Below are 663 nucleotides of genomic sequence, written 5' to 3'. Positions count from 1 at the left end.
CCACTTCTATCTTATCTTTGGCCAACTGTGATTTTGCCGAAATAGTAACCGCCTTGTCAATTACAAAAGTGAAGTTCTGCTCAGAAATTTCTCCGATTATTTTTATTTTAGCGGTATAAGTTCCTGGAGATAAGGAACCAATTTTTACACTGTTGTCTGTAAAATTATAATTCTTATTACTAATAACTGCGACATAAGGATACGAAGCTTTGGCCTTTATTTCTATTTCGCCATTATTTTCATTATCACACGATTCCCCTTTGGTGGTAATGATAAAATTGTCTGCAGGTAGTTTTATTGGTGAGGTAAATGAAATTGTCGACCAGTCGCTGAACACCCCACTCGCACATTTATTTCTTATATGAAAATAATATTTAGTAGAGGTTGGCAAAGAAATTGCATCATAAGAGGTATTCAATGTCGTGCTGCCAAAAGAGGTAGGGTTCTCAGAAGAAGTATCCAGAGCATACTCATAACCTAAAGAACCTAAAACTACATCCCATTTAATTCTTACAGATAATGCTGTAGGATTTGTTACCCTTATATTGGATGGCATGGCACATGGAAGCGTTACCGTAATCATATCGGCTACTGTTTTAGAATTGCTGCCATTAGCATTCATTACTATAAGGACAACATCGTATAGACCAGGTTCTGTAAAAA

General features: G+C 36.0%; 1 protein-coding gene. It reads right to left on the bottom strand.

Going from position 1 to position 663, the window contains the following annotated elements; translation table 11 throughout:
• Positions 1-663, bottom strand: a 663-nt coding sequence (locus AC6CH4_RS25935; protein ID WP_498108225.1) for a fibronectin type III domain-containing protein, incomplete at both ends; no start/stop codon positions are given.

It is taken from the genome of Flavobacterium sp. GQ95 (assembly GCF_059758655.1).
Note: the sequence above shows the minus strand (reverse complement) of the source record. Positions and strands in the feature narration are given on the sequence as shown.